We start from the raw sequence: 21,683 nt of genomic DNA on the forward strand, positions 1-21,683 counted from the left end.
GACATTATGTTTTTAGTCGACTCACACTGCCATCTTGATGGCCTGGATTATCAATCCCTGCACAACGACGTGGATGACGTGCTGGCGAAAGCCGCTGCCCGCGATGTGAAATTTTGTCTTGCGGTGGCGACGACGCTGCCAGGGTATCGCTCAATGCGTGAGCTGGTGGGCGATCGCGATAACGTGGTGTTCTCCTGCGGCGTTCATCCGCTGAACCAGGATGAAGAGTATGACGTAGAAGAGCTGCGCCGACTGGCAGCAGAAGCGGGCGTCGTGGCGATGGGTGAAACCGGGCTGGACTATTTTTACACGCCGGAAACGAAAGCGCGCCAGCAGGCGTCTTTCCGCAACCATATTCGCATCGGCCGCGAACTGAATAAACCGGTCATCGTACATACACGCGATGCGCGCGCCGATACGCTGGCGATCCTCCGGGAAGAAAACGTGACGGATTGCGGTGGCGTACTACACTGTTTCACAGAAGACAGAGAAACGGCGGGTAAACTGCTTGATTTGGGGTTTTATATTTCGTTTTCCGGGATCGTGACGTTCCGTAACGCTGAGCAGCTCCGTGATGCTGCGCGCTATGTCCCGCTCGATCGCATTCTGGTGGAAACAGACTCTCCGTATCTGGCGCCGGTACCGCATCGCGGTAAAGAGAACCAGCCGGCCATGACGCGAGACGTCGCAGAGTACATGGCCGTGCTTAAAGGCGTCAGTATCGAAGAGCTGGCCCGCGTCACGACGCAAAACTTCTCTGCGCTGTTCCATATCGACCCCGCCCGCCTGCAATCCGTCTGATAAGCCTGTTTTTTTTAGGCTCGTAATTAATAAATAAAACGAGTAAAGTTCACCGCCTCATTTGGGGCGGTGATGGCGTTCTTAGAAACATCCAGACATGCTTTTTGTAAATTACTGAAAGTTTTTCGACCGTCTTAAGCTGAAACGTGATAGCCGTCAAACAAACTCAGAGGGAATTATTTTACTCTGTGTAATAAATAAAGGGCGCTTAGATGTCCTGTCCACGGCACGGTACTCCCCCCGGGCCAATGCGTGAAAGCGTAAAAAAAGCACAAATACTCAGGAGCACTCTCAATTATGTTTAAGAATGCATTTGCTAACCTGCAAAAGGTCGGTAAATCGCTGATGCTGCCAGTATCCGTACTGCCTATCGCAGGTATCCTGCTGGGTGTCGGTTCTGCTAACTTCAGCTGGCTGCCAGCCGTAGTTTCCCATGTGATGGCTGAAGCAGGCGGTTCCGTCTTTGCTAACATGCCTCTGATCTTCGCTATCGGTGTGGCGCTGGGCTTCACCAATAACGACGGCGTTTCTGCGCTGGCTGCAGTGGTTGCTTACGGCATCATGGTGAAAACCATGGCTGTGGTTGCGCCGCTGGTTCTGCATTTACCTGCAGAAGAGATTGCCGCGAAACACCTGGCGGATACCGGTGTTCTGGGCGGTATCATCTCCGGTGCGATTGCAGCGTATATGTTCAACCGCTTCTATCGCATCAAGCTGCCTGAGTATCTGGGCTTCTTCGCGGGCAAGCGTTTTGTTCCGATCATCTCTGGTCTGGCAGCGATTTTCACTGGCGTGATCCTGTCCTTCATCTGGCCACCAATCGGTTCCGCTATCCAGACCTTCTCTCAGTGGGCTGCTTACCAGAACCCGGTTGTCGCGTTCGGTATCTACGGCTTCATCGAGCGTTGCCTGGTGCCATTCGGTCTGCACCACATCTGGAACGTTCCATTCCAGATGCAGATTGGTGAATTCACCAACGCAGCAGGTCAGGTGTTCCACGGCGATATCCCACGTTACATGGCGGGTGACCCAACTGCAGGTAAACTGTCTGGTGGCTTCCTGTTCAAAATGTACGGCCTGCCGGCTGCTGCGATTGCAATCTGGCACTCTGCTAAGCCAGAAAACCGTGCAAAAGTGGGCGGTATCATGATCTCCGCAGCGCTGACCTCGTTCCTGACCGGTATTACCGAGCCGATCGAGTTCTCCTTCATGTTCGTTGCGCCAATCCTGTACATCATCCACGCTGTACTGGCTGGCCTGGCGTTCCCAATCTGTATCCTGCTGGGTATGCGTGACGGTACGTCCTTCTCTCACGGCCTGATCGACTTTATCGTTCTGTCCGGTAACAGCAGCAAGCTGTGGCTGTTCCCAATTGTGGGTGCGTGCTACGCCGTTGTTTACTACACCATCTTCCGCGTGCTGATCAAAGCACTGGACCTGAAAACTCCGGGTCGTGAAGATGCAACTGAAGACAGCAAAGCAGGCGCGACCAGCGAAATGGCTCCGGCACTGGTAGCTGCGTTCGGCGGTAAAGAGAACATCACTAACCTGGACGCGTGCATCACTCGTCTGCGTGTGAGCGTTGCCGACGTTGCGAAAGTGGACCAGCCGGGTCTGAAAAAACTGGGTGCAGCGGGCGTGGTTGTTGCAGGTTCGGGCGTTCAGGCTATCTTCGGTACTAAATCCGATAACCTGAAAACCGAAATGGATGAGTACATCCGCAACAGCTAAGCTGTGACCTGGGGAGACTAAGGCAGCCGAATGGCTGCCTTTTTTATTGCTGTGGTTTGTTGTGCCAACACTCAGAAGTCGTAGCTTGCGCTCACCGAGACGTTCAGCGGTGCGCCATAAACCACGTAAGAGCCGACGTAATCGTAATACTCTTTGTCGAACAGGTTGTTGACGTTCGCCTGAATAGCAAAATCTTTGGTGACCTGATAGCGGCTGAACAGATTAACCAGTCCGTAGCTGCCTTGCTCTGCGCGGAATTGTCCCGCCGGGCCACCGTCCACATCCGTCCACACTTTGTTCTGCCAGTTTACGCCACCGCCCACCGTCAGCGCCGGCAGCATTGGCAGTTGATAACGGGTAAACAGCTTCATTGTCGTGCGCGGCTGATCGGAACTGACAGCGCTGCCGTTCTTATCTTCCGCAATGTAGCGGATCGCGCCGAACGTCAGTTGCCAGTTATCGGTCAGGGCGCCGTTCAGCTCGAACTCAATCCCTTTGCTGACCACGCCGTCCAGCGATTCATAAATCGACTCACCGCTCGGCATGTAGGTATAGGTGTTGCTCGCCACGTTATCCTGCTCGATGCGGAAAATCGCCAGCGAGGTGGTCAGACGGGTATTAAACCAGTCTGCTTTAACACCGGCTTCGTAGCTTTTGCCCGTGGTTGGATCGAGATAACGTCCGCTGGCGTCGCGCTTGTCCTGCGGCTGGAAGATGGAGGTATAGCTGACGTAGGTCGACCAGTCTTCGTTGATATCGTAGACCAGGCCCGCGTAAGGCGTTACGTCATCATCAGTGCTTTCCAGACGGGTGTCAGGAGAGCCCGCCGGGTTATAGCGAATGTTGTAGTTGGTGTAGCGCGCCCCGAGGATCAGGTGCAGCGGGTCGGCCAGCGAGAAGCGGGCGGAGGTGTACGCTGAGGACTGGCGAATGTCATCCTGGCTGTAGAGCTTCCACGGCGTCCACTGCGGATCGGCGATATTTCCGTTCCAGTTTTTGAAATTCCCCACGTCCACCATGCCGTACAGCGCATCCGGCATTCTGTTGTCATAGTGGTTGCGCTGTCGGCTGAAGCTGCCGCCAAACATCATCTCATGCTGGCGGCCGAAAAGATCGAAGCCGCCGCGCAGGAAGGCATCAACCGCATCCTGTTTGCGTTCACCTCTGTTCCAGCCGCCGTAGCCAACCATGCCCGCCCCGGTCTCTTTTTCCGGATAGCCGGACATATACATCAGCTTGCTGTCGAAGTTGGTCTCCGCGTGCATGCCGTTGACGTGCGCTTCCCAGCCGTTGTCGAAACGCTGGGTCAGGTTAGCGAAAATGCGGGTGCTATCCTTGTCCGAGTAGGCCCAGTCAGGCGCGACGGTCTGGCTGCGATTGTAGTCGGTTTTACTCCCGTCGCTGTACCAGGTCGGCAATCCGCCCCAGGTCGGATCGGCGGTGTGGCTTTCCTGATATTCATACCCTACAGAGAGGGTGGTGCTGTCGGTGACCTCCGCATCCACCACGCCGTAGAGGAACTTCTTCCGGTAGTGGTAGTTATCCACGAAGCTGTCGTTGTCCTGATAGCCCGTAATCAGGCGTCCCCGTACCTTCCCGGACTCTACCAGCGGTGCCTGGAGATCCAGCACGTAGCGCTGTTTGTCCCAGCTGCCGTAGCTGACGGAGACATTGCCTTTGAACTCATTGCTGTCCGCATGCTTACGCACCATATTGACGTACGCCGCCGGGTTACCGGTGCCGGACATCAGCCCGGTCGCGCCGCGAACCACTTCGATACGGTCGTAAATCGCGGTATCGGCGGCGGTGTCGCCGAAGTTCCACACTTCGCTGATGGAGGTTGGCAGGTCGTCAAAGGCGTAGTTACTGACGAAAAATCCGCGCGAGTAAAATACGGTACGATCGCTGTCCTGCACCTGCGCTGTTACGCCCGTGGTGTTAGTCAACACCTGGCCGATAGACTGAAGGTTCTGATCCGCCATGCGCTGTTGGCTAATGACGCTAACGGACTGTGGGATATCACGGGGAACCAGCAACAGCTTTGTGCCGGTGGTGGTGGTTTTTACGCTGTAATCCTGGTCCTGACTTGCGGAAGGATCCTGCGTATTGTCAAAACCTCCATCCACGACGACGGTGTCTTCGGTTGCTGATGCAGCGAAAGCGGCGGCTGGCGTCAATGCCATAGCAATACAGGCTGTCAGCAACGAAGGCGTTGCGACAGGCTGACGTTGCCCATCCCTGGTGTGATCAATGAAAGACATTCTCAAACCCTTATGAACGGTGAAGAGTGTTTGCGTCAGTCCCACAAATACGGTCTGACGTCGTTTTCTATGTTAAAAATGCGCATGAAAATGCAAATGCGAAATATACGCATTGCCATTAATGCTGTAAACAGATGTGTCGTGCGAAACTGAAATAATGTTTCAGCCCGTTAAGGCACGCGAGCGGTCACTCTTCAGTCAGCTGATGAATATTCAGCAAAGAATTCGGGGGAGAAGGTTGAAAGGACAGGAGAAACTCGCTCATACTCTTGAATTGTGTCACACAGTCCTCCAGAGAGTGTGTTAACAGCGGACGCACCTAACAAAAAAGGAAAAGGTCATGGCTGAAGAAACGATTTTCAGTAAAATTATTCGCCGCGAAATCCCGTCGGACATCGTCTATCAGGATGAACTGGTAACGGCTTTCCGGGACATTTCCCCTCAGGCACCGACACACATCCTTATCATTCCTAATATTCTGATTCCGACCGTAAACGACGTAAAAACCGAGCACGAAGTGGCGTTAGGTCGTATGCTGACGGTGGCGGCGAAAATTGCCGAGCAGGAAGGCATAGCGGAAGACGGTTATCGTCTGATCATGAACTGTAATCGTCATGGCGGCCAGGAAGTTTATCATATTCACATGCATCTGCTGGGTGGACGTCCGCTGGGACCGATGCTGGCTCACAAAGGTCTGTAACATGTTTAAAGGGCGTATTGCAGCGCTGGTAATGACGATGATGGTTGTGGGGTGCAGCACGCGTCCGGCGATCCCCGTCAGCGATGAACAGACGCTGGTGATGGAATCCTCCGTGCTGGCTGCGGGCATCACGGCGCAACAGCCCGCACTGACCATCAGTGAAATTAAATCTTCTGCCTCCTCTACGCTCTATAACGAAAGAAATGAACCGGTGACGGTCCACTACCGTTTTTTCTGGTATGACGTAAGAGGTCTTGAGATGCACCCGCTGGAGGCGCCGCGCAGCGTCACTCTTCCGGCAAGGTCGTCGGTAACGCTCTATGACAGCGCCAGCTATCTGGGTGCGCATAAGGTGAGACTTTATCTTTATCTCTAAGGGGTGAACCTTGATTAAAAATATGAGCCGTTATGCGCTCGTGACCGCATTCGCGCTGTTCCTCGCAGGGTGTGTGACCCGTACAGAACAGCCAGCACCTGTGGAAGAGGCAAAGCCGGGTACCGAGCAGCCGACACCGCCAACGCAGACCCAGCCAACCGTGCCGTCTGTACCGTCTATTCCGTCACAGCCTGGCCCGATTGAACATCAGGACCAGACGTCACAACCTGCGCCGCGCGTGCGCCATTACGACTGGAACGGTGCGATGCAGCCGATGGTCGGTAAAATGCTGCAGGCTCAGGGCGTGACGGCAGGCAGCGTGCTGCTGGTCGATAGCGTGAACAACCGTACCAACGGTTCGCTGAACGCGGGCGAAGCGACAGAAACGCTGCGCAATGCGCTGGCAAACAACGGTAAGTTTACGCTGGTCTCTGCTCAGCAGCTCGCGTTAGCCAAACAGCAGCTGGGCCTGTCGCCGCAGGATAGCCTCGGTACCCGCAGCAAGGCGATTGGCATTGCCCGCAACGTTGGCGCCCAGTATGTGCTGTACTCTAATGCGACCGGTAACGTGAATACCCCAGCCCTGCAGATGCAGCTGATGCTGGTTCAGACAGGCGAAATTATCTGGTCAGGTAAAGGTGCGGTTACGCAACAATGACACCACGCGTGAAGAGATTCTGACGCGTTATTTTCCACAGTACCGCCTTATCGCGCCGCAGGCCCACTCCGGGCTTAGCGGCGCGAGTTGCATTATAGCGCGGGGCGCGCACCGTCTGGTCTTGCGGCAGAACCACGATCCCTTCGCCCCGGCTTTCCAGTTTCGCCGTCAGTTTCGCGCCCTCAAACGCCTTCCGTCGGATCTCGTGCCTGAACCCCGATTTTTTAGCAAGGGCTGGATGGCCGTCGACTATCTGGAGGGGGAGGTGAAAAGCGCGCTGCCGGACACCCCAGCGCTTGCGGCGATGCTGTATCATCTGCACCAGCAACAGCGTCTGGGGTGGCGAATCGCCTTACTTCCACTGCTGGAAAACTACTGGCAACAAGCCTCTCCAGCAAGACGTACCCCAGTGTGGCTTGCGCATCTCAAACGGCTGCGTAAAGCGGGCGAGCCGCAACCGATTCGGCTCTCGCCGTTACATATGGATGTGCACGCCGGGAACATCGTGCATACGCCACAGGGCGCCAGGCTTATCGACTGGGAATATGCCGGAGACGGCGATGTGGCGCTGGAGCTGGCCGCGGTCTGGACGGAAAGTGAAGCCGCGCGGCAGAAACTCATCAGAGAGTATGCCAGCGTTGCGCACTTTAACGCCGATGCGCTGGCACACCAGGTGAGACGCTGGCGGCCCTGGGTCATCATGCTGATGGCGGGCTGGTTTGAGATGCGTTTGCAGCAGTCCAGAGATAAACAATTTATTGCGCTGGCAGACGATGCCTGGCGCCAGTTACAAACGAAAGGATAAGAGAGGTGAGTGTGGGTCCAGTCATGTTGGATGTAGAAGGGTTTGAGCTGGATGCGGAGGAGCGTGAAATTCTGGCGCATCCGCTGGTGGGCGGCCTGATCCTGTTTACCCGCAACTATCACGATCCGGCGCAACTGCGTGAACTGGTGCGCCAGATCCGCGCCGCGTCGCGCAATCATCTGGTGGTGGCCGTCGATCAGGAAGGCGGCCGCGTACAGCGCTTTCGCGACGGTTTTACCCGCCTGCCGGCAGCCCAGTCTTTCGCCGCGCTGCTCGGCACGGAAGAGGGTGGGAAACTGGCGCAGGAAGCCGGCTGGCTGATGGCCAGCGAAATGATTGCCATGGATATCGACATCAGCTTTGCCCCGGTGCTGGATGTGGGCCATATCAGCGCCGCGATTGGCGAGCGCTCCTACCATGAAGATCCGCGTATTGCGCTGGCAATGGCGACCCGGTTTATCGACGGGATGCACGATGCGGGAATGAAAACCACCGGGAAACACTTCCCGGGCCACGGGGCGGTGACGGCAGATTCCCACAAAGAGACCCCGCGCGACCCGCGTCCGGAAGCAGAAATTCGCGCCAAAGATATGTCGGTGTTCCGCTCGCTTATCACCGATAACAAGCTGGACGCCATTATGCCCGCGCACGTGATTTACAGCGACGTTGATCCGCGTCCTGCCAGCGGCTCCCCGCACTGGCTGAAAACCGTTCTGCGCCAGGAGCTGGGTTTCAACGGCGTCATTTTCTCCGACGATCTGTCGATGGAAGGGGCGGCAATCATGGGCAGCTATGCTGAGCGCGGCCAGGCCTCGCTGGATGCAGGTTGCGATATGATCCTTGTCTGCAATAATCGTAAAGGTGCCGTTAGCGTGTTGGATAACCTGTCACCGATCAATGCAGAGCGTGTTACGCATTTGTATCATAAAGGTTCATTTAGCCGTCAGGAGCTGATGGATTCGGCGCGCTGGAAGTCGGTCAACGCCCGGCTTGAAGACCTGAATGAGCGCTGGCAGGCACATAAAGCCAGCCTGTAAACCCTCCCGGAAGGCGTAGAGTGGTGAGAAGACAATGATCATCTATTTACACGGTTTTGACTCAAACAGTCCTGGTAATCATGAGAAGGTGCTACAGCTGCAGTTTATCGATCCCGATGTACGGCTGATTAGCTACAGTACGCGCCATCCGAAGCATGATATGCAGCATCTGCTCAAAGAGGTGGACAAGATGCTGCAGCTTAACGTCGACGATCGCCCGTTGATTTGCGGCGTGGGGCTGGGCGGCTATTGGGCGGAGCGGATTGGCTTCCTGTGCGACATCCGCCAGGTGGTCTTCAATCCTAACCTTTTCCCGAATGAGAACATGGAAGGCAAAATTGACCGCCCGGAAGAGTATGTCGATATTGCGACCAAGTGCGTGAGCAACTTCCGTGAGAAAAACCGCGATCGCTGTCTGGTGATCCTCTCGCGTAATGATGAAGCACTGAACAGCCATCGGGCCGCAGAGCTGCTGCATCACTATTACGAGATCGTCTGGGACGAAGAGCAGACCCACAAGTTCAAGAACATTTCCCCGCACCTCCAGCGCATCAAAGCCTTTAAAACGCTGGGCTAAACCACAGCCTGCCACTTCAGAAACCCGGTCGCGAACGCGCACCGGGTTTCTTTTTGTCCAGAATTGTCTACTTTTAAGCCATCAAAACTTGATGCATATCAATTTTGGTATGACCAATGCGCCTGACGTGTTATTCTCAATGCACTTGAATGGTTTCAGTGCTGTAACCTGTTGTTAATTAAGGGTTATTTTCATAACTTTTAATTAACAATTGGTTAATAATTTGAGGGGGTCACGTTGACTACGCCATTGAAAAAGATAGTGATTGTAGGCGGTGGTGCTGGCGGGCTGGAGCTGGCCACACAGTTGGGCAAGAAGCTGGGGCGCGGTAAAAAAGCCAAAATCACGCTGGTGGATCGTAACCACAGCCACCTGTGGAAACCGCTGCTGCACGAAGTGGCGACCGGCTCACTGGATGAGGGCGTGGACGCGCTGAGCTATCTGGCGCACGCGCGCAACCATCATTTCCAGTTCCAGCTGGGCTCGGTGGTTGACATCAACCGTGAGAACAAAACCATTACCCTGGCCGAGCTGCGTGATGAAAAAGGCGAGCTGCTGGTCCCCGAGCGCAAGCTGGCGTATGACACGCTGGTGATGGCGCTCGGCAGTACCTCCAACGACTTCAACACGCCGGGCGTTAAAGAGCACTGTATCTTCCTCGATAACCCGCACCAGGCGCGTCGTTTCCATCAGGAAATGCTGAACCTGTTCCTGAAGTACACCAGCAATCTGGGTGCGAATGGCAAGGTTAACATTGCCATTGTCGGCGGCGGCGCGACAGGCGTTGAGCTGTCCGCAGAGCTGCACAATGCGGTTAAACAGCTGCACAGCTACGGTTACAAAGGGTTAACTAACGAAGCGCTGAACGTGACGCTGGTTGAAGCGGGTGAGCGTATTCTGCCTGCGCTGCCTCCGCGCATTTCCGGCGCAGCGCACAATGAACTGACGAAACTGGGCGTGCGCGTCCTGACGCAGACCATGGTGACCAGCGCTGACGAAGGTGGACTGCACACCAAAGACGGCGAGTACATTAAAGCGGATCTGATGGTCTGGGCGGCAGGTATCAAAGCGCCTGACTTTATGAAAGATATCGGTGGTCTGGAGACGAACCGCATTAACCAACTGGTCACCGAGCCGACGCTGCAAACCACGCGCGACCCTGAAATCTTCGCTATTGGTGACTGTGCTTCCTGCGCGCGTCCTGAAGGGGGCTTCGTGCCGCCGCGCGCTCAGGCCGCTCACCAGATGGCAAGCCTGGTGCTGCACAACATCCTCGCGCAGTACAAAGGCAAGCCAATGAAGGCGTATGTCTATAAAGACCACGGTTCTCTGGTATCGCTGTCAAACTTCTCTACCGTCGGTAGCCTGATGGGTAACCTGATGCGTGGCTCGATGATGGTGGAAGGGCGCATTGCACGCTTCGTGTATATCTCCCTGTACCGTATGCACCAGATCGCGCTGCACGGCTACTTTAAAACGGGCCTGATGATGCTGGTGGGCAGAATCAACCGCGTCATTCGTCCACGTCTGAAGCTGCACTAATCTTTCACTCCCTCCGGGCCCTCCGGAGGGATTTTTTAGCATATCATGCTGCTCGTCGTGGATTAGGTGCCTAAGAGTTCTCCTAAACGCGATATATCTCTCCCCGATGTCCACTTTTTGATCCTTTGTCTTATTGGCGAAGCCGCGCCTCCATAGCAGAATTGTTACCAATAGCAACAAAGGAGGAAGTCCCGTGAATAAATCAATGTTGGCGGGTATAGGGATCGGCGTCGCAGCTGCGTTAGGTGTGGCTGCTGTTGCCAGTCTCAACGTTTTAGATCGCGGCCCGCAGTATGCGCAGGTGGTTTCTGCAACGCCTATTAAAGAAACCGTAAAAACCCCACGTCAGGAGTGCCGTAACGTCTCCGTAACCCACCGTCGTCCGGTACAGGATGAAAACCGTATTGCCGGCTCTGTTCTGGGTGCGGTAGCGGGTGGGGTGATTGGTCACCAGTTTGGCGGTGGTCGGGGTAAAGATGTCGCGACCGTGGTCGGCGCGCTGGGTGGCGGCTATGCCGGTAACCAGGTGCAGGGCGCAATGCAGGATAACGATACCTACACCACGACCCAGCAGCGCTGTAAAACCGTCTATGACAAGTCGGAAAAAATGCTGGGCTATGACGTGACCTACAAAATTGGCGATCAGCAGGGCAAAATCCGCATGGATAAAGACCCGGGCACCCAAATTCCACTGGATGGAAACGGCCAGCTGGTACTGAATAACAAAGCGTAAAAAAGATGTTCTCTGAACTTAGCTCCTCAAGCGCTCAGGCTGAGGAGCTTTTTTTTGCGTCAGATTTTGAGCAGTTCAGGCCACAGGCGCAGCGTGGTGTCGGAAATGTTCTGCAGTTTTTCCAGCGTCGCCCCTTCACGGGCGCTGATCGACATTCCCTGTAAAATACAGCTCAGGTATTGCGCCAGCATCTGAGGCTGGCAGTGCGCGGGAATTTCACCGCGCTGCTGGCGCTGAGCCAGAAATGCGCTGAGCGTCTCCTCCTGCATCGCATGACGCGATTTCACCGTATTGGCGATCTCTTTTGATGCTGCCGCCAGGGTGGCAGAGGTGTTAATCATAAAGCAGCCCGCGGGCGTCTCTTTACTGGTGAAGCAGGTGGCAACGGCGGTGAAGTAATCCCGTAGCGCCTGTTCAACGCTTTTCTCTTCACAAAATAGCTGGGCTTCGTGTTTCGCCGCAAAGCGCGAAATGTACCTGTCCAGCACCGCCCTGAACAGCCCCTCTTTATTGGTAAATTCAGCATAAAGCGTCGGCGCTTTAGCTCCGGTGGCTTCTACCAGATCGGAAAGCGAGGTCGCTTCATACCCATGTTGCCAGAAGAGAGTCATGGCCTTATCAAGCGCTGCATCCCTGTCAAACACTTTTGGTCGGCCACGGCTTTTCTTCACACAACTCGTGACGTCGGTTGTCATTTGCCGTTGGTCCTCTGTTGGTTTGTTGAATGACCATTATAAAAATAAACGCAACCCACCACCAGTGCAGAATGCTTAAAAATAAATTAATCATATATGTATGAAAAATAACAATTTTAAAATTTAATTAATGCTCGTTATAAAAATGTGTTGACGCGTGAGCTGGATCACATTTATGATTTACCTATCGATCGTTAACTAAATAGCTAACGACCAAAAAATTCATCTGCCAAAGGTAAACATTATGAAAAACGTAAAAACCCTCATCGCTGCTGCTGTACTGAGTTCACTCTCTTTCGCAAGCTTTGCTGCTGTACAGGTACAATCCACTCCAGCCGATCAGCATAAAGTCGGGACGATCTCTGCGTCTGCCGGGACTAACCTGGGCTCTCTGGAAGATCAGCTGGCACAAAAAGCGGAAGCAATGGGTGCAAAATCTTACCGCATCACCTCTGTGACCGGTCCTAACACCCTGCACGGCACCGCTGTCATCTACAAATAAGCCGGGCATAAACCCTCATTTATGCCACTGCAATAAAAAACGCCCTGCTTAGCAGGGCGTTTTACTTTCCGTCTTACATGGACTGCTGGATAACATCGTGATGCCGGGTGACGTCGGTCGGCATGCCTGACCGCGCTTCCATCGCGCGCTCCATCACCAGGCTATCGGTATTCGCATTCGTTTTGAAGCTCACCATCGTGGCATTCAGGTTAATGGGTAACGTCTGGGGATCGTCGCCGATATTTTTTGATAGCGGCTGGTGAATCTCAACCAGCCGCACGCCGCCTGGCTCTTCAGAGACCTTAATCGGCGTATTGATAATATTCACCTTCGTTCCCGGCGTAACGACGTTAAACAGCGTTTTGATATCGTCATCGCGCAGACGAATGCAGCCGGAACTGACGCGCATGCCGATGCCAAAATCCGCGTTCGTACCGTGCAGCAGGTAAACACCGCCGTATGCGGCAAGGCGGATCGCGTGATGACCCATCGGGTTATCCGGGCCTGCCGGAATCACGGCAGGAAGATCGATGCCCTGAGCCTTATAGCGGGCGCGAATGTTGGCCGTCGGCGTCCAGGTTGGGTTGGCGCGTTTATCCGAGACGGTGGTGACCATCGTCGGCGTCAGCGTATCGCCGCCCAGTTGACCAATACCGATAGGGTAGACGGTAACCTCATTTTTACCCGGCGGGTAATAGTACAAACGCAACTCCGCCAGGTTGATCACGATCCCCTCCCGCGGGGCATCCGGCAGGATAGTCTGTAACGGAATGGTCAGTACGCTGCCCGCGCGCGGGACGTACGGATCGACGCCGGGGTTCGCCTGCAGCAGGGCCAGAAAACCGACGTTATATTTTTTGGCTATCGCTTCAAGAGAGCCACCATTGTTTTCAACCACATGAAAACGGTTTTCGCCCACCACCTTGCTGCCGGGCGGGGGAAGGGGCCAGGTGTTTGCCCGCGCAGGAAGCGCAACCGCGACGGTGGCTGCCAGCGCAAACAGGGTTATCCAGCGGGTAAAACGCGAAGAGGTCATCATCACCATAATCCATGTAAATGATAAGCTTATTGTTTTATAAGGGGTTAAAGATAATTATGGCGAATGGGTGTGTCGGGAAGATCGGGTGAAGTGCAAAGAGTTTGTAAATTGTCCCCCCGCCAGCACTGCGCTAACGGGGGGAAGGGCGAGTTACGCGACAGCGTTCTCTTCCAGCTGACGCATAAAGTTACGCACCCAGTCCATGCGCGTTTTGCGCTCCGTCAGCTCCTGGGTAAATTTCAGTCGCGTCGGGCCATCAAGACGGAAGTGCTGCGGCTGTTTTTGCAGCAGGCCGATCAGCCACATCGGGTTGACGTGGTTCTTCTCGGCAAATTCAATGACGCCGCCTTTTTCGTTGCCCTCAAGCTTGCGAATGCCCAGCTTCTGCGCCTGCTGGCGCAGGCGCGCGATATCCAGCAGGTTACGCGCAGCATCTGGCAGCAGGCCGAAGCGGTCGATCAGCTCCACTTTAATCTCTTCCAGCTCGTTCTCATTCTTCGCGCTGGCGATGCGCTTGTAGAACGACAGGCGGGTATTCACGTCCGGAATGAAATCGTCCGGCAGCAAGGAAGGCATTCGCAGCTCGACCTCAGTTTGCTGGCTGGTCAAATCTTCCAGAGACGGCTCGCGCCCGGCCTTCAGGGCATCCACCGCGTTTTCCAGCAGCTCCATATAGAGCGAGAAGCCGATGGTCTCCATGGAGCCGCTCTGGTCCTCACCCAGTAGTTCACCCGCGCCGCGGATCTCCAGGTCGTGCGTGGCCAGCGCGAAGCCTGCGCCGAGGTCTTCCAGAGAGGCGATGGCTTCCAGACGCTTTTGCGCGTCGGTGGTCATCGCTTTCGGATGCGGTGTCAGCAGCCAGGCGTAAGCCTGATGGTGCGAACGTCCGACGCGGCCGCGCAGCTGGTGAAGCTGCGCCAGACCAAAGTGATCCGCACGTTCAATGATGATGGTGTTCGCCGTCGGAATGTCGATCCCGGTTTCGATGATGGTGGTGCACACCAGCACGTTAAAGCGCTGGTGGTGGAAGTCGTTCATCACCCGTTCCAGCTCGCGCTCGCGCATCTGTCCGTGACCGATAGCAACACGCGCCTCCGGCACCAGCTCCGCCAGCCTGTCGGCCGCTTTCTGGATGTTTTCCACGTCGTTATACAGATAATAGACCTGACCCCCGCGCAGTACTTCACGCAGAATGGCCTCACGCACCACCAGATTATCGTATTCGCGGACGAAGGTTTTCACCGCCAGACGGCGCGCCGGCGGCGTGGCGATAATCGACAGATCGCGCATGCCGCTCATCGCCATGTTCAGCGTGCGCGGGATCGGCGTGGCGGTCAGGGTCAGGATGTCGACGTCCGCGCGCATCGCTTTGATGCGCTCTTTATGGCGAACCCCGAAGCGGTGCTCTTCGTCGACGATCAGCAGCCCCAAATCTTTCCACTTCACGTCGCTTTGCAGCAGCTTATGGGTGCCGATCAGAATATCGATCTTGCCTTCGCTTGCCTGCTCCAGGATCTGCGTCTGCTCTTTGGTGCTGCGAAAACGCGACAGCATTTCGATGCGTACCGGCCAGTTGGCGAAGCGGTCGCGGAAGTTGTCGAAGTGCTGCTGAGCGAGCAGGGTGGTTGGCACCAGCACCGCCACCTGCTTGTTGTTTTCAACCGCAAGGAAGGCGGCGCGCATCGCCACTTCGGTTTTACCGAAGCCGACGTCGCCGCAGACTAAGCGGTCCATTGCCAGCGGCTGGCACATGTCGCTCAGCACGGCATTGATCGCCTGGGCCTGATCCGGCGTGGTTTCAAACGGGAAGCTGTCGCAGAACAGCTGGTACTGTTCTTTGTCGTGCTTAAAGGCGAAGCCCTCTTTGGCCGCGCGCTGGGCGTAGATATCCAGCAGCTCGGCCGCCACGTCGCGCACTTTTTCCGCCGCTTTCTGGCGTGCACGCGCCCAGGCGTCGCCGCCCAGCTTGTGCAGCGGCGCATTTTCCTCCGCGCCGCCCGCATAGCGGCTGATCAGGTGCAGCGACGAGACCGGTACATAGAGTTTGGCGTCGTTGGCGTAGGTCAGCATCAGGTATTCACCTTTGATACCGCCCGCTTCCAGCGTGGTCATCCCCTGATAGCGGCCAACGCCGTGCTCCAGGTGAACAATCGGCTGGCCTGGATGCAGCTCGGCCAGGTTGCGGATCAGCGTGTCCGGGTTGATGGTCCGACGGCTGTCCTGACGGCGGCGCGCGACGCGCTCGCCCAGCAGGTCGCTTTCGCAAATCAGCGCCAGGTTGTTGAGCGTGTCGATGAACCCGTGCTCGGCGGCGCCGATCATCAGATAACGACCGTTTCCGGTCGCTTCGCTCAGACGCAGGATGCGCTTCGGCGCCACCTTAATGCGTCCCAGCAGCTCACCCAAAGCTTCGCGTCGGCCTTCACTCTCAACGGAGAACACCACCGGGCCGGTAAAGGACTCCAGGAACTTGCGCAGATTATCCAGCGGCGATTTCTGCTGAGCCTGAACGGCCAGCTCCGGCAGCGTGCGGAAGGCGAGGTTGGTGTTGGCGGCCTTATCGGCAAGCGAATCGGTTTTCAGCTGCATGCGCGGCCAGCGCTTCAGCTCGGCGTTGAGTTCGTCGGTGCGCAGCCACAGCGCTTCCGGCGGCAGAAGCGGACGCATCGGGTCAACGCCCCGGTTTTCGAAGCGCGCGCGGGTTTCGCTTTCAAAGCGGCTGGCGCTGGCGTCGATATCGCCGGTGTTCACAATCAGCGTATTCGCCGGGAAGTAGCTGAACAGGGCGGGCAGCGGCTCGCTGAAGAACAGTGGCTGCCAGTATTCGATTCCGGCCGGGAGCGTACCTTTGCTGACCTGCTGATAGATATGTTCTGCATCACGCTTTACGTCGAACCTGTCGCGCCACTGGCTGCGGAACAGCTCGATGGCGGTTTTGTCCGTCGGGAACTCGTGGGCAGGCAGTAAATTGATGGATTCCACCTCTTCCAGCGTGCGCTGGGTGTCGGCATCGAACACGCGCAGGCTGTCGATTTCATCATCAAAGAAATCCAGACGATACGGCTGGTCGCTGCCCATCGGGTAAAGGTCGAGCAGCGCGCCGCGGGTGGCATATTCCCCGTGCTCCATGACCTGATCGACATGGCGATATCCGGCACCGTCAAGCTGGTCTCGCAGGGTGTCGCGAGACAGGCGCTGGCCTTTTTTCATCACCAGCGCGTGGCCGTGCAGATAGCTGTGCGGGCAGACGCGCTGCATCAGGGTATTCACCGGCACAATCAGCACGCCGCGCTGCATGGTCGGGAGTTGATATAGCGTCGACAGGCGCGAGGAGATGATCTCCTGATGCGGGGAGAAACTGTCATACGGCAGCGTTTCCCAGTCGGCCAGGCTGAACACCAGGCTATCGGTGAACTGGCGGATTTCATCGTGCAGGCGCAGGGCGTTTTGCATATCCGGGGCAACCAGCACCACCGGGCCAGGGTGCCGCTCAGCGATTTCTGCCACCAGCGTGGCGCAGGCCGCGCCCGTGAGTTCACCCAGCTGGCGCTGGTCGCCCGCTTTGACGGGCAAGGAATAACGATAGTGTTCAGGCATGGCTATGTCAGAGTCTCTTATGGATATACCAACAGTATTGGGGCATATCACTGATACGCAATGTCTTTATTATCCTCGATCGTTTTACATAAGCAAATTGTAACCGCACGGCAGGGCTAAACGCCCCCAAAACGGGGGCGGAGAGGGCATTAACGGGTGGCAGGTGACAGGCTCCGCGTAGACGGAGGAGAGAAGAAAAGGTCCCCGAACAGCGAGGTGGAAATTTTACGCACCCCAAGCCCGGCAAGGGTACAGATCAGCAGGCTGGCAAACGGGTAGATCAGAATTAAGCACAGCTCTGCCCAGACCGGCCAGTAAGCGGCATTCATCTCGCCAATCAGGATCAGGCTGAAGGCCTCAATTAAGATGCGGTGGGTGGTATAGATCGCAATGGTGTTTGAGCCAATCACGTTCAGCAGGTTGTTGGGATGTACGGCATAACGCTGCTCAAGGCTGTAGAACAGCTTCATGATCAACACGATCGATAGCAGAGAAAGCAGGAGAGGAACGTTAGCAAACCACAGCACCACGGAGACGGCCGCGAAAGCGCCAGTAGCCAGCCAGGTGCGGCGAAGGTTGAAGCTTTTCATCCACGCCATCAGCTCGGCGCCATACCACGCCCCCAGGCTGTAGTAGATCATGTTGCGTACCACGCTGTTCATTCCCCACCACGGCAGCGGCAGGAAGTTGATCGCGATGCTCGCCAGCGCAAGCAGTCCGAGTACCGGCAGCTTCCAGCGGCTCAGCAGTTTACACAGCGTGAAGTAGACCACCAGAGCATACAGATACCACAGGCTGGTGCTGGCGGTGAGCATGCCCCGCACAAATCCTGCCAGGGAATCGGCGTAGGCCGCGTTCGACGAGGTGGCAAGCTCGCGTTCGGGCGCCAGCCAGGCGTTCAGGTGGGTCAGCGCCTGCCATTGCAGGATCCCCCACAGCGCCAGAACCCAGACAATGCTCCAGATCCGCTTGTCGAGGCTGGTGCGCCAGTCTACCTCATCAATATAACGACGGATCAGATAGCCGGAGATAAAGAAGAAAACCGGCATCCGGAACGGGGCGAGATAGAGGTTAAAATAGACCCAGCATTTGGCGAGGAGACCGGAGAGCGGATGCTGTACCCCGCTGAGATGAGGATAAAAGGTGATGACCGAGTGGTAAATCACCACCAGACAGATGCACAGCCCTTTTATCTGATTAATCCATAATGCTTTTTGTTTCATTGGTAACCCATACCAGTTTTGCCATAAACGTAGGGGCAATTGTTCTAAAACGACAGAGAGATGTAACGGGTAACTGTCTGTATCGGGACGTTTTTCGGAAAAGGTGGAGACTATCCAGAGGGGAAATGGAAAGTACCACCCTGATTTATCTGAGTTTTTCGGAAAAATGATTACCAAAGCTTACGGTTTCAGTCATTTACGCTTAACGGATTCGCTTATATACTCGTGGGTCTGCTATCAGCAAACAGACGGATTTCATGTATCAACCTGTCGCACTCTTCATCGGCTTACGTTACATGCGTGGGCGCGCCGCGGACCGCTTCGGTCGCTTTGTCTCCTGGCTTTCGACTATTGGCATTACGCTCGGCGTGATGGCTCTGGTGACGGTGCTTTCCGTCATGAATGGCTTCGAGCGCGAGCTGCAAAACAACATCCTGGGGCTGATGCCGCAGGCCGTTCTCTCATCGAATAACGGTTCCGTTAACCCGCAACAGCTGCCGGAAAGCGCGGCGAAGTTACAGGGCGTCACGCGCGTTGCGCCCTTAACCACTGGCGATGTGGTGCTGCAAAGCGCCCGCAGCGTGGCGGTCGGCGTGATGCTGGGGATTGACCCGGCGCAAAAAGACCCGCTGACGCCGTTCCTGGTTAACGTGAAGCAAACCGATCTGGAAGCCGGAAAATACAACGTGATTCTGGGTGAGCAGCTTGCCGGGCAGCTTGGCGTCAACCGCGGCGATCAGCTGCGCGTGATGGTGCCGTCCGCCAGCCAGTTTACGCCAATGGGTCGCCTGCCGAGCCAGCGCCTGTTTAACGTGATTGGTACTTTTGCCGCCAACAGCGAAGTTGACGGCTATCAGATGCTGGTGAACATTCAGGATGCGTCACGCCTGATGCGTTACCCGGCGGGAAATATCACCGGCTGGCGCCTGTGGCTCGATCAGCCGCTGAAGGTCGATACCCTCAGCCAGCAAAAACTGCCGGACGGCACCAAATGGCAGGACTGGCGCGAGCGTAAAGGCGAGCTGTTCCAGGCCGTGCGCATGGAAAAAAACATGATGGGGCTGCTGCTGAGCCTGATCGTCGCCGTGGCTGCATTTAACATCATCACCTCGCTGGGCCTGATGGTGATGGAGAAGCAGGGCGAAGTCGCCATCCTGCAAACCCAGGGTTTGACGCCGCGCCAGATCATGGCGGTCTTTATGGTGCAGGGGGCCAGTGCAGGCATTATCGGCGCGCTGTTGGGCGCCGTGCTCGGCGCACTGCTTGCCAGCCAGCTTAATAATTTAATGCCGATCATCGGCGCGCTCCTTGACGGCGCGGCGCTGCCGGTGGCTATCGAGCCGCTGCAGGTGGTCGGAATTGCGCTGGCCGCGATGGCCATTGCGCTGCTTTCTACGCTTTATCCTTCCTGGCGCGCTGCCGCCACTCAACCCGCTGAGGCTTTACGTTATGAATAAGATCCTGTTGCAATGCGACAACCTGTCCAAACGCTATCAGGAAGGCACTGTGCAGACTGACGTGCTGCACAATGTGAGCTTCAGCGTGGGCGAGGGCGAGATGATGGCGATTGTCGGCAGCTCCGGCTCGGGCAAAAGTACGCTGCTGCACCTGCTGGGCGGGCTGGACACGCCAACCAACGGCGACGTGATCTTCTCCGGTCAGCCGATGAGCAAAATGTCCTCTGCGGCGAAGGCCGAGCTGCGTAACCGCGAGCTGGGCTTTATCTACCAGTTCCACCACCTGCTGCCGGACTTTACGGCGCTGGAAAACGTGGCGATGCCGCTGCTGATTGGCAAAAAGAAACCGTCAGAAATCAACGCCCGCGCCAGCGATATGCTGAAAGCGGTAGGGCTGGGCCACCGGGGAAATCACCGCCCGTCGGAGCTGTCCGGCGGCGAGCGCCAGCGCGTGGCGATTGCCCGCGCGCTGGTCAATAATCCGCGCCTGGTGCTGGCGGATGAACCGACCGGTAACCTGGACGCGCGCAATGCGGACAGTATCTTCCAGCTACTCGGCGAGCTGAACGCCTCGCAGGGAACCGCGTTTCTGGTGGTGACCCACGACCTGCAGCTGGCAAAACGCATGGGTCGCCAGCTTGAGATGCGCGACGGCCATCTGAATGCGGAACTGACCCTGATGGGGGCAGAGTAATGGCGTCACCGTTATCGTTACTCATCGGGTTACGCTTTAGCCGCGGCCGCCGTCGCGGCGGTATGGTGTCGCTGATCTCCGTTATCTCCACCATCGGTATTGCGCTGGGCGTGGCGGTCCTGATTGTCGGCTTAAGCGCCATGAACGGCTTTGAGCGCGAGCTGAATAACCGCATTCTGGCGGTGGTGCCGCACGGGGAGATTGAGCCGGTTAACCAGCCGTGGACGAACTGGAGCGATGCGCTCACCAAAGTTGAAAAAGTGCCGGGCATTGCCGCGGCCGCGCCCTACATTAACTTTACCGGGCTGGTGGAGAGCGGGGTAAACCTGCGCGCCATTCAGGTGAAAGGGGTCAACCCGGCCCAGGAAGCGCGACTCAGCGCGCTGCCGAAATATGTGCAGAACGGCGCGTGGGCGAACTTTAAGGCCGGCGAGCAGCAGATCATTATGGGTAAAGGCGTTGCCGATGCCCTGAAGGTGAAGCAGGGCGACTGGGTGTCAATCATGATCCCGAACGCCAGCGCCGATCACAAACTGCAGCAGCCAAAACGCGTGCGCCTGCACGTTACCGGTATTCTTCAGCTGAGCGGTCAGCTTGACCACAGCTTTGCGATGGTGCCGATGGAGGATGCACGCCAGTATCTCGACATGGGCGACAGCGTGACGGGCATTGCCATTAAGGTGAACGACGTCTTTAACGCCAACAAACTGGTGCGTGATGCCGGCAGCGTGACCAATAACTATGTCTACATCAAAAGCTGGATCGGCACTTACGGCTATATGTACCGTGATATCCAGATGATCCGTGCGATCATGTATCTGGCGATGGTGCTGGTGATTGGCGTGGCGTGCTTTAATATCGTCTCGACGCTGGTCATGGCGGTTAAGGACAAGAGCGGCGACATCGCCGTGTTGCGTACCCTCGGGGCAAAAGACGGTCTTATTCGCGCCATCTTCGTCTGGTACGGTTTGCTGGCAGGGCTGTTCGGCAGCCTTTGCGGCGTGGTGATTGGCGTGGTGGTTTCTCTGCAGCTGACGCCGATTATCAACGGCATTGAAAAGCTTATTGGTCACCAGTTCCTGTCCGGTGACATCTATTTTATTGACTTCCTGCCGTCTGAACTGCACTGGCTGGACGTTTTTTATGTGCTGGTTACAGCACTTTTACTGAGTCTGCTGGCAAGCTGGTATCCGGCGCGTCGCGCAAGCCGAATTGATCCGGCGAGGGTATTAAGTGGCCAGTAATTACGTCATGA

19 protein-coding genes are annotated in these 21,683 nt (G+C 56.3%); 14 read left to right on the forward strand and 5 right to left on the reverse strand.

Annotated elements, in window-relative coordinates; translation table 11 throughout:
• Positions 1–6 precede the first annotated feature (6 nt).
• Together IB212_RS08750 and ptsG are read left to right on the forward strand one after the other, a co-directional pair.
• Complete coding sequence (locus IB212_RS08750; RefSeq protein WP_028012723.1) at positions 7–801, forward strand: metal-dependent hydrolase; 795 nt, start codon at positions 7–9, stop codon at positions 799–801.
• Between the two features lie 297 nt (positions 802–1,098).
• Positions 1,099–2,532: a PTS glucose transporter subunit IIBC gene (ptsG, locus tag IB212_RS08755; protein ID WP_028012724.1), complete on the forward strand. Its 1,434-nt coding sequence runs from the start codon at positions 1,099–1,101 to the stop codon at positions 2,530–2,532.
• Between the two features lie 71 nt (positions 2,533–2,603).
• On the opposite strand, the gene fhuE is transcribed toward ptsG, so the two are convergent.
• Positions 2,604–4,793 (reverse strand): ferric-rhodotorulic acid/ferric-coprogen receptor FhuE, encoded by a 2,190-nt coding sequence (gene fhuE, locus IB212_RS08760; protein ID WP_041910508.1) that lies wholly within the window; start codon positions 4,791–4,793, stop codon positions 2,604–2,606.
• Between the two features lie 340 nt (positions 4,794–5,133).
• On the opposite strand from fhuE, the gene hinT reads away from it, so the two are divergent.
• The 8 genes from hinT to IB212_RS08800 all read left to right on the forward strand — a co-directional run bounded on the left by hinT (position 5,134) and on the right by IB212_RS08800 (position 11,221).
• The gene (gene hinT / locus IB212_RS08765; RefSeq protein ID WP_006809243.1) at positions 5,134–5,493 is read left to right on the forward strand and encodes a purine nucleoside phosphoramidase; all 360 of its coding nucleotides are present in this window, start codon (positions 5,134–5,136) and stop codon (positions 5,491–5,493) included.
• Position 5,494: 1 nt separating this feature from the next.
• Entirely contained in the window at positions 5,495–5,869 is a 375-nt protein-coding gene (locus IB212_RS08770; protein ID WP_041910507.1) for a YcfL family protein, read from the forward strand.
• Between the two features lie 13 nt (positions 5,870–5,882).
• The gene (gene lpoB, locus IB212_RS08775) at positions 5,883–6,527 is read left to right on the forward strand and encodes a penicillin-binding protein activator LpoB (RefSeq protein ID WP_088205017.1); all 645 of its coding nucleotides are present in this window, start codon (positions 5,883–5,885) and stop codon (positions 6,525–6,527) included.
• The gene (thiK, locus tag IB212_RS08780) at positions 6,508–7,332 is read left to right on the forward strand and encodes a thiamine kinase (RefSeq protein WP_041910506.1); all 825 of its coding nucleotides are present in this window, start codon (positions 6,508–6,510) and stop codon (positions 7,330–7,332) included. Before lpoB ends, thiK begins: the two co-directional genes overlap by 20 nt.
• Positions 7,333–7,343: 11 nt before the next feature.
• Entirely contained in the window at positions 7,344–8,369 is a 1,026-nt protein-coding gene (nagZ, locus tag IB212_RS08785; RefSeq protein WP_041912030.1) for a beta-N-acetylhexosaminidase, read from the forward strand.
• Between the two features lie 34 nt (positions 8,370–8,403).
• The gene (gene ycfP, locus IB212_RS08790; RefSeq protein WP_008500781.1) at positions 8,404–8,946 is read left to right on the forward strand and encodes an alpha/beta hydrolase YcfP; all 543 of its coding nucleotides are present in this window, start codon (positions 8,404–8,406) and stop codon (positions 8,944–8,946) included.
• A 237-nt stretch (positions 8,947–9,183) separates the two neighbouring features.
• On the forward strand, positions 9,184–10,488 hold the full coding sequence (locus tag IB212_RS08795; RefSeq protein WP_041910505.1) for an NAD(P)/FAD-dependent oxidoreductase: 1,305 nt from the start codon (positions 9,184–9,186) through the stop codon (positions 10,486–10,488).
• Positions 10,489–10,681: 193 nt separating this feature from the next.
• A complete protein-coding gene (locus IB212_RS08800; protein ID WP_028012731.1) occupies positions 10,682–11,221 on the forward strand; it encodes a glycine zipper 2TM domain-containing protein in 540 nt (179 codons plus the stop codon).
• A gap of 59 nt (positions 11,222–11,280) precedes the next feature.
• Here the strand turns inward: IB212_RS08800 and comR are convergent, their stop codons facing one another.
• Positions 11,281–11,916, reverse strand: coding sequence for a TetR family copper-responsive transcriptional repressor ComR (gene comR, locus IB212_RS08805; protein ID WP_028012732.1), 636 nt, complete (start codon positions 11,914–11,916; stop codon positions 11,281–11,283).
• 244 nt (positions 11,917–12,160) lie between these two features.
• Here comR and bhsA point away from each other — a divergent pair, with 244 nt between their 5' ends.
• The gene (bhsA, locus tag IB212_RS08810; RefSeq protein ID WP_023332711.1) at positions 12,161–12,418 is read left to right on the forward strand and encodes a multiple stress resistance protein BhsA; all 258 of its coding nucleotides are present in this window, start codon (positions 12,161–12,163) and stop codon (positions 12,416–12,418) included.
• A 73-nt stretch (positions 12,419–12,491) separates the two neighbouring features.
• Here bhsA and IB212_RS08815 read toward each other — a convergent pair whose 3' ends face one another.
• The 3 genes from IB212_RS08815 to IB212_RS08825 form a co-directional block, all read right to left on the reverse strand.
• Positions 12,492–13,457, reverse strand: a complete 966-nt coding sequence (locus IB212_RS08815; protein WP_041910504.1) for a L,D-transpeptidase family protein — start codon at positions 13,455–13,457, stop codon at positions 12,492–12,494.
• A gap of 150 nt (positions 13,458–13,607) precedes the next feature.
• Positions 13,608–17,054, reverse strand: coding sequence for a transcription-repair coupling factor (gene mfd / locus IB212_RS08820; RefSeq protein ID WP_041910503.1), 3,447 nt, complete (start codon positions 17,052–17,054; stop codon positions 13,608–13,610).
• A gap of 149 nt (positions 17,055–17,203) precedes the next feature.
• On the reverse strand, positions 17,204–18,277 hold the full coding sequence (locus tag IB212_RS08825) for an acyltransferase family protein (RefSeq protein WP_041910502.1): 1,074 nt from the start codon (positions 18,275–18,277) through the stop codon (positions 17,204–17,206).
• Positions 18,278–18,534: 257 nt separating this feature from the next.
• Between IB212_RS08825 and lolC the strand changes: the two genes are divergently transcribed.
• Genes lolC through lolE form a run of 3 tightly spaced genes read left to right on the forward strand, consistent with a single transcriptional unit; the run spans position 18,535 to position 21,672 of the window.
• Entirely contained in the window at positions 18,535–19,734 is a 1,200-nt protein-coding gene (lolC, locus tag IB212_RS08830) for a lipoprotein-releasing ABC transporter permease subunit LolC (protein WP_028012739.1), read from the forward strand.
• Positions 19,727–20,428, forward strand: coding sequence for a lipoprotein-releasing ABC transporter ATP-binding protein LolD (gene lolD / locus IB212_RS08835; protein ID WP_188245805.1), 702 nt, complete (start codon positions 19,727–19,729; stop codon positions 20,426–20,428). The genes lolC and lolD overlap by 8 nt, the downstream gene beginning before the upstream one ends.
• Complete coding sequence (gene lolE / locus IB212_RS08840; protein ID WP_188245806.1) at positions 20,428–21,672, forward strand: lipoprotein-releasing ABC transporter permease subunit LolE; 1,245 nt, start codon at positions 20,428–20,430, stop codon at positions 21,670–21,672. Before lolD ends, lolE begins: the two co-directional genes overlap by 1 nt.
• Positions 21,673–21,683 lie beyond the last annotated feature (11 nt).

The organism is Enterobacter sp. E12 (assembly GCF_014596715.2).
GTDB lineage: Bacteria > Pseudomonadota > Gammaproteobacteria > Enterobacterales > Enterobacteriaceae > Enterobacter > Enterobacter bugandensis.

Bases quoted from the DNA above. Each gene is read 5' to 3' on its own strand.
- IB212_RS08750 (WP_028012723.1), top strand. From the start codon at position 7: ATGTTTTTAGTCGACTCACACTGCCATCTTGATGGCCTGGATTATCAA.
- ptsG (WP_028012724.1), top strand. From the start codon at position 1,099: ATGTTTAAGAATGCATTTGCTAACCTGCAAAAGGTCGGTAAATCGCTG.
- fhuE (WP_041910508.1), bottom strand. From the start codon at position 4,793: ATGTCTTTCATTGATCACACCAGGGATGGGCAACGTCAGCCTGTCGCA.
- hinT (WP_006809243.1), top strand. From the start codon at position 5,134: ATGGCTGAAGAAACGATTTTCAGTAAAATTATTCGCCGCGAAATCCCG.
- IB212_RS08770 (WP_041910507.1), top strand. From the start codon at position 5,495: ATGTTTAAAGGGCGTATTGCAGCGCTGGTAATGACGATGATGGTTGTG.
- ycfP (WP_008500781.1), top strand. From the start codon at position 8,404: ATGATCATCTATTTACACGGTTTTGACTCAAACAGTCCTGGTAATCAT.
- comR (WP_028012732.1), bottom strand. From the start codon at position 11,916: ATGACAACCGACGTCACGAGTTGTGTGAAGAAAAGCCGTGGCCGACCA.
- bhsA (WP_023332711.1), top strand. From the start codon at position 12,161: ATGAAAAACGTAAAAACCCTCATCGCTGCTGCTGTACTGAGTTCACTC.
- IB212_RS08815 (WP_041910504.1), bottom strand. From the start codon at position 13,457: ATGATGACCTCTTCGCGTTTTACCCGCTGGATAACCCTGTTTGCGCTG.
- mfd (WP_041910503.1), bottom strand. From the start codon at position 17,054: ATGCCTGAACACTATCGTTATTCCTTGCCCGTCAAAGCGGGCGACCAG.
- IB212_RS08825 (WP_041910502.1), bottom strand. From the start codon at position 18,277: ATGAAACAAAAAGCATTATGGATTAATCAGATAAAAGGGCTGTGCATC.
- lolC (WP_028012739.1), top strand. From the start codon at position 18,535: ATGTATCAACCTGTCGCACTCTTCATCGGCTTACGTTACATGCGTGGG.
- lolD (WP_188245805.1), top strand. From the start codon at position 19,727: ATGAATAAGATCCTGTTGCAATGCGACAACCTGTCCAAACGCTATCAG.
- lolE (WP_188245806.1), top strand. From the start codon at position 20,428: ATGGCGTCACCGTTATCGTTACTCATCGGGTTACGCTTTAGCCGCGGC.